Annotated in this window: 7 protein-coding genes; 3 read left to right on the top strand and 4 right to left on the bottom strand. The window is 69.9% G+C overall.

Going from position 1 to position 6,191, the window contains the following annotated elements:
- Window positions 1-212: 212 nt before the first annotated feature.
- The 3 genes from rmuC to DBR34_RS00230 form a co-directional block, all read right to left on the bottom strand.
- A complete protein-coding gene (rmuC, locus tag DBR34_RS00240) occupies window positions 213-1,796 on the bottom strand; it encodes a DNA recombination protein RmuC (RefSeq protein WP_128095225.1) in 1,584 nt (527 codons plus the stop codon).
- A 120-nt stretch (window positions 1,797-1,916) separates the two neighbouring features.
- Window positions 1,917-2,570: an oxygen-insensitive NAD(P)H nitroreductase gene (nfsB, locus tag DBR34_RS00235; protein ID WP_128095224.1), complete on the bottom strand. Its 654-nt coding sequence runs from the start codon at window positions 2,568-2,570 to the stop codon at window positions 1,917-1,919.
- A 34-nt stretch (window positions 2,571-2,604) separates the two neighbouring features.
- The gene (locus tag DBR34_RS00230; protein WP_128095223.1) at window positions 2,605-3,612 is read right to left on the bottom strand and encodes a zinc-binding alcohol dehydrogenase family protein; all 1,008 of its coding nucleotides are present in this window, start codon (window positions 3,610-3,612) and stop codon (window positions 2,605-2,607) included.
- Between the two features lie 90 nt (window positions 3,613-3,702).
- Here DBR34_RS00230 and DBR34_RS00225 point away from each other — a divergent pair, with 90 nt between their 5' ends.
- The 3 genes from DBR34_RS00225 to DBR34_RS00215 all read left to right on the top strand — a co-directional run bounded on the left by DBR34_RS00225 (window position 3,703) and on the right by DBR34_RS00215 (window position 5,872).
- On the top strand, window positions 3,703-4,626 hold the full coding sequence (locus DBR34_RS00225) for a LysR family transcriptional regulator (protein ID WP_128095222.1): 924 nt from the start codon (window positions 3,703-3,705) through the stop codon (window positions 4,624-4,626).
- A gap of 60 nt (window positions 4,627-4,686) precedes the next feature.
- Window positions 4,687-5,313 (top strand): leucine efflux protein LeuE, encoded by a 627-nt coding sequence (gene leuE / locus DBR34_RS00220; RefSeq protein ID WP_128095234.1) that lies wholly within the window; start codon window positions 4,687-4,689, stop codon window positions 5,311-5,313.
- 190 nt (window positions 5,314-5,503) lie between these two features.
- On the top strand, window positions 5,504-5,872 hold the full coding sequence (locus tag DBR34_RS00215) for a hypothetical protein (protein ID WP_258223588.1): 369 nt from the start codon (window positions 5,504-5,506) through the stop codon (window positions 5,870-5,872).
- Window positions 5,873-5,883: 11 nt separating this feature from the next.
- Here DBR34_RS00215 and DBR34_RS21960 read toward each other — a convergent pair.
- Window positions 5,884-6,191, bottom strand: a 308-nt coding sequence (locus DBR34_RS21960; RefSeq protein WP_258223587.1) for a LysR substrate-binding domain-containing protein, incomplete at its 5' end; no start/stop codon positions are given.

Here is a 6,191-nt window from a genome sequence, read left to right as displayed (position 1 = left end):
GCCTGCCGGCACGCGGCCGCATCCAGGTGTGCCGACGTTGCGGCAGCGGCGCCGTCGGCGGGTCCGGAAGCCTCCGGCGTGGAGGTGGTGGCGCAACCGGCGACGGCCAGCAGCAGGGACAACAACACGGTCAGGCGCATGCGGGTTTTCCTTGAACGATCGAGGTGCACAGCATGCGCGATCACGTGCATGCGGTGCATGTACGCCAGGTGTCAGTCCTGCGCGCCGCTGCCCTCGTCCAGGCCGCTGTCATCGTCCTCGCCGGTGGCGTCGTCCAGCAGGTCCTGGCTCTGCTCGGCGGTGAGCGATTCCACCCCGCGCAGGCGGCGTTCGATGGTGCGGGTCTTGCGGCTGGCTTCGCCCAGGCTGCGGCCAACCGTGCTGATCTGCTTTTCGGCCTTTTCCAGGATGCCGGCGAACTTGCCGAACTCGCTCTTGACCGCGCCCAGCAGGCTCCACACCTCGCTGGAACGCTGCTCGATGGCCAGCGTGCGGAAGCCCATCTGCAGGCTGTTGAGCAACGCGGTGACGGTGGTCGGGCCGGCCACCACCACGCGATGCTCGCGCTGCAGCAGGTCGACCAGGCCGGGGCGGCGGATCACTTCGGCGTACAGGCCTTCGGTGGGCAGGAACATCACCGCGAAATCGGTGGTGTGCGGTGGCACGATGTACTTGTCGCAGATCGACTTGGCCTGGATGCGGATGGCGCGTTCCAGCTGCGCGCCCTGCACGCGCACGCCGTCGGCGTCGCCCTGTTCCTGCGCATCGAGCAGGCGCTCGTAATCCTCGCGCGGGAACTTGGAATCGATCGGCAGCCACACCGGGGTGTCCTCGTGGCCACGGCCGGGCAGGCGCACGGCGATGTCGACCATTTCCCCGCTGTCCGGGCGCACCTTCACCCCGCGCGCGTACTGCTCCTGGGTCAGGGTCTGCTCCAGGATGTTGTCCAGCTGCACTTCGCCCCAGCTGCCGCGGTTCTTGACGTTGGTCAGCACGCGCTTGAGGTCGCCCACGCCGGTGGCCAGCTGCTGCATTTCGCCCAGCCCGCGCTGGACCTGCTCCAGGCGGTCGGAGACCAGCTGGAACGAGGCGCCCAGGCGCGCTTCCAGCGTGGTCTGCAGCTTCTCGTCCACGGTGACGCGCATCTGGTCGAGCTTTTCGGCGTTGTCGGTCTGCAGGCTCTTGAGCTGCTGCTCCAGCGTGGCGCGCATCTCGCCGATGCGGGCTTCGTTGCGCTGGGTCATCTCCTGCAGGCGCAGGCCCAGCGATTCGGCCAGGCGCTGCTGCGACTGCGCGGTTTCCTCGCGGCCCTTGCGGGCGTCTTCGCCCAGGGCCTGGCGCAGCGCGACCATGTGGCTGTCGGTGCGCGTGGTCAGGTCCACCAGCTGCTGGCCGAAGGCCTCGATGCGGGCCTGCTGCTGCTGGCCGAACACGTCCAGCTGCGCGCGCATGTCGTGCAGGCGCTGGGCCAGCAGTTCGCCGGTGCGCTGCTGGGCCAGCGCGCTCTCTTCGCGCGCCTTGCGTGCGTCTTCGCCCAGCGCATCGCGCAGCAGGTCCAGGCGCTGGTCGGTGCGGGTGGACAGGTCGGTCAGCGCGCGCGCGAAGGATTCCAGCCGCGCGTCCTGCTGCCGGCCCAGGCCTTCCAGCTGCTCGCGCAGTTCGCCGCGGCCCACCCGCGCTTCATCGCGCAGGGCCTGCTCAAGGCCGTCGTGCTGGGAACGCCGCAGCAGGACCAGCAGCTGCAGGACGAGGACGACACAGACAAGGCCGCCAAGGATCAGAAATTCGGTTTGCATGCACGCAAGTGTAGGCTGAGCCGGTCTCATTGGCTGCGTCGGGTGCAGGCGTGGTTCGCACGGCGGGGTCCACGTGCGGGGGTCGCCCGGCACGTGGACAACGGCGTGCCTTGGCGTCTTTCAGAGCTGGGTGAACACCTGCTCGCGCGGCAGCCGCGACTTGGGCAGGTCGGCATTGAAGTTGGCCGCACTGCCGTAGCCCAGCGCCACCAGCACCACGCTGGTGAAGCCGCGTGCGCGCAGGCCCAGTTCGGCGTCGAGCACATCGGCGTCGAAGCCTTCCATCGGGGTGGCGTCGATGCCGTGCACGCCTGCGGCCAGCAGCAGCGTGCCCACGGCCAGGTAGGTCTGCTTCTGCATCCAGTGCTGCACGTCGCCCAGGGTGTGGCGGTGCAGGTCGACGTAGTGGTGCAGCGCGCCGCGCTGGCCTTCGCGCGCCGCCTCGGTGGGATAGCGGCCGTCGGCGGATTCCTGGTCGATCACCTGGGCCAGGTACGCATCATCGATACCGGTGCGGGTGGCGAACACGATCACATGCGAGGCGTCGGTGATCTTGGCGGTGTTATAGGGCTGGTTGGGCTGCGTGGCGCGGGCGATGCGCGCCCGTGCTTCGGCCGTGCCGGCCACCAGGAAATGCCACGGCTGCGAATTCACCGACGACGGTGCGTTGTGCAGCACCTCCAGCAGGTCCTCCAGCACCGCGGGCGGCAGCGTGCGGGTGGGGTCGTAGGCCTTGGTGGTGTGGCGGCGCAGGGCCACCGGAGCGAGGGTCATGGGAACAGATTCCAGTGCAGGTTCAGTAGGGGGTTCAGAAGCCTTCGAGGACCAGCTTGCCGCGTGCGCGGTGGCTCTCGATCAGGGCGTGGGCCTGGCGCAGGTTGGCGGCGTTGATGCGGCCGTAGTGCTCGCCCAGGGTGGTGCGCAGCACGCCGGCATCCACCAGCGCGGCGACGCGTTCCAGCAGCGCGTGCTGGCGCTCCAGATCGGGCGTGTTGAAGCTGGAGCGGGTGAACATCGACTCCCAGTGCAGCGACAGGCTCTTGCGCTTGAGCGCCATCACGTCGAGCTGGCCGGGGTCGTCGATCAGCGCCAGCTGGCCCTGCGGGGCGAGCGCGGCCACGATCTGGTCATAGTGCTGGTCGGTGTGGGTCAGGCTGGCCACGTGGCTGACCTCGGCGATGCCCAGCCGCTGCAGGCCGTCGGTGAGCGGCTGCGAATGGTCGATCACATGGTGCGCGCCCAGGCCGTACACCCAGTCCTGGGTATCCGGGCGCGAGGCGGTGCCGATCACCGTCAGCCGGGTCAGCTGGCGCGCCAGCTGGACCAGGATCGAGCCCACGCCACCGGCCGCGCCGACCACCAGCAGGGTCTGGCCCTCGCCACCGCCTTCGGCAATGCGCAGGCGGTCGAACAGCAGTTCCCAGGCGGTGATCGCGGTCAGCGGCAGCGCCGCGGCGGCGGCATCGTCCAGGCTGCCGGGCTTGTGCCCGACGATGCGTTCGTCTACCAGCTGGTACTCGGCGTTGCTGCCCGGGCGACCGATCGCGCCGGCATAGAAGACCGCGTCGCCCGGCTGGAACAGGGTCACCTCATCGCCCACCGCGTCGACGATGCCGACCGCATCCCAGCCCAGCACCCGCGGCTCGGTCACGGCCACGCCGTTGCGCACCTTGGTGTCGACCGGGTTGACCGAGATCGCACGGACCGCCACGCGCAGGTCGCGCGGGCCCGGCTGCGGGATCGGCAGGGTGATGTCCTGCAGCGCGCGCGGGTCGCTGATCGGCAGGCCATGTTCGGTGTAGGCAACAGCTTTCATCGGGGCAGATCCGTTCGGGAAGACGCACAGCCTGCGCTTCACGGCGCGGGCCGGAAAGGCGCAGAATCGGGCAGCACTTTCACTGTGGGAATGAAAATGGTCCGCATCGACGATCTCGGCCTGTTCGTGCGTACCGCCGCGCTGGGCAGCTTTTCCAACGCCGCGCGCGAAGCCGACCTGCTGCCCGGGCAGGTCGCCGCAGCGGTGGCTCGGCTGGAGCGTGAGCTGGACCTGCGCCTGTTCGTGCGTTCCACCCGCAGCCTGCGCCTGACCGCCGAAGGCGCGCTGTACCTGCCCTACGCGCAGGAAGTGCTGGCCGCGCTGAGCGAGGGCCAGGCACGGGTGCGGGGCGAGGACGCCGAACTGCGCGGGGTGCTGCAGGTGGCCGCGCCGTCTGACCTGGGCCGCAACGTGCTGCTGCCGTGGCTGAGCGAGTTCCGCAGCGCGCACCCGAAGCTGCAGCTGCGCCTGCACCTGTCAGACCAGGTGGCCGACGTGTTCCGCGATCCGGTCGACATCGCCTTCCGCCTGGGCCGGTTCGACAACGCCAGCTACGTGGCGCTGCCGCTGCTGCCGGGCAACCGCCGGGTGCTGGCGGCCTCACCGGACTACCTGGCCCGGCATGGCACGCCCGACAGCCTGGACGCGCTCAAGGACCACCACTGCCTGCTGTACCAGCTGGCCGGGCGCGCCTATGACCGCTGGAACTTCGAGACCGATGGCCGCCGGGTCGTCGTGCCCGTACGCGGCAACATGGTCTGCGACGATGCCGACGTGGTGCGTCGCTGGGCCGTGGCCGGCGAGGGCATCGTGTTCAAGTCGTGGCTGGATGTGTGCGCCGACGTGCGTGCCGGGCGCCTGCAGGTGCTGCTGGGCGGTGCCGGCGACAGCCTGCCGTTGAACCTGGTGTGCCCGCACCGCAAGCAGTTCTCCCCCGCCATCCGCCAGCTGCACGCGATGTTCGAACAGCGCCTGCAACCGCTGCTGAAGGATCTGCCGCGCGTGGCCGGCTGACGCTATCGGGATGCGGGGCGGTGCCGGACAATGGCGCTCCCCCGTAGTCGAGTCGCCGCCATGCCGTGGATGGGCATCCAGGACCTGTGGACCTTCGTTGCCGCCGTGCTGGTGTTCCTGGCCCTGCCCGGCCCGGGCACCTTCACCCTGCTCACCGCCACCGGCCGCGGGGGCGTGCGCGGCGGCTACACGGCGCTGTTCGGGCTGCTGCTGGGCGACCAGATCCTGATGTGGCTGGCGGTGGCCGGCGTGGCCGCGCTGCTCAAGGCCAACCCGCTGGTGTTCCACGCGGTGCAGTACCTGGGCGCGGCCTACCTGGTGTGGGTCGGCATCAGCCTGTTGCGCCGGCCGCGCGGTGGGGGCGAAGAAGGCGGCATCCGCCTGCAGCCCGGCCACTACTTCCGCCAGGCGGTGCTGATCAACCTGCTCAACCCGAAGGCGATCATCTTCTACATGGCCTTCCTGCCGTTGTTCATCGACCCGGCCCGCCACCAAGGCGTGGTCACGTTCGCGACCATGGCGGTGATCATCTTCGTCATGGGGCTGGCGTATTGCTCGGTGCTGATCGGGGTGGGCAACCTGTTGCGCCGTAGGATTCTTCAGCATCCTCGTGTAGGACTTTTCTTGAAGCGCGTGGCAGGTGTTTTCCTGATCGGATTCGGCGTGCGGCTTGGCGTCAGCGGCTGACGCCCCGCCGGGCGGGCCGATGCGCCGATCTGGCGGGCACCGGTGCCGCGTGGCGAATAGACAACGTCATCAGAAGGCGTCTTTTCAATCGGGAACTTGAGATTCCCCGCGACGCCCGCGCGGTGTCCAATCGGCCCCATCGCCCAACGGTCGCCGTCCAGCGCGACCGCGCGCCCCACGCGAGGAAACGATGCCGCCCGTGTACTTCGTCCACCACCTTGCCGGTCACAGCGAACGCCTGCTCGGCATGGCCACCGACCGCGTCGATCTGGCCCACCCGGCGGTCAGCCGCATCGTCGCCGGGCTGCAGCCGCTGGATCGCATCGACCTTCGCGCGTGCCGGTTCGACTGCCAGGCCAGCCTGGACCTGGCGTTGCGTCGGCGCATCCGCGAGGCCGAACACGCCGCGCAGGGGTGGCGGGTGTTCGACGCGCAGGGCGTGTTGCGCTGCAAGCGTTTTCCCTGCGACGAGCGGGTGGTGTTTCCCCACGGGCTGCCCGGCGACGCGGCGTGGCTGCGCACGCTGGTGGACGACCGGCGCGGCCCGCTCGCCGGCTGACACGCGCCGGCTCAGCGCGCGTCCAGCGCCTGCCGCAGGTGGTCGATGAACACCCGCAGCTTGGGTGCCATCTGGTCGCGTGCCGGGTAGTACAGGTGGAACCCCGCGAACGGCTGCTGCCAGTCCTGCAGCACGCAGCGCAGGCGCCCGGCGGCCACGTCGGCGGCCACCACGGCCTCGAAGGCCTGGCCCATGCCCAGCCCGGCACGCACCGCCGCGTGGATCAGGCCGGTGTCGTTGAACACCAACGGCCCGCTCACCGCCACGTCGAAATCGCGGCCGTCGCGGCTGAACTCCCAGGGCATCAGCCGGCCGGTGC

It is taken from the genome of Stenotrophomonas sp. HMWF003 (genome assembly GCF_003061285.1).
GTDB lineage: Bacteria > Pseudomonadota > Gammaproteobacteria > Xanthomonadales > Xanthomonadaceae > Stenotrophomonas > Stenotrophomonas maltophilia_AP.
This window is presented reverse-complemented; position numbering and strand designations above follow the sequence as displayed.

Coding starts and splice junctions, on each gene's coding strand:
- rmuC (WP_128095225.1), bottom strand. CDS start 1,796: ATGCAAACCGAATTTCTGATCCTTGGCGGCCTTGTCTGTGTCGTCCTC.
- nfsB (WP_128095224.1), bottom strand. CDS start 2,570: ATGACCCTCGCTCCGGTGGCCCTGCGCCGCCACACCACCAAGGCCTAC.
- DBR34_RS00230 (WP_128095223.1), bottom strand. CDS start 3,612: ATGAAAGCTGTTGCCTACACCGAACATGGCCTGCCGATCAGCGACCCG.
- DBR34_RS00225 (WP_128095222.1), top strand. CDS start 3,703: ATGAAAATGGTCCGCATCGACGATCTCGGCCTGTTCGTGCGTACCGCC.
- leuE (WP_128095234.1), top strand. CDS start 4,687: ATGCCGTGGATGGGCATCCAGGACCTGTGGACCTTCGTTGCCGCCGTG.
- DBR34_RS00215 (WP_258223588.1), top strand. CDS start 5,504: ATGCCGCCCGTGTACTTCGTCCACCACCTTGCCGGTCACAGCGAACGC.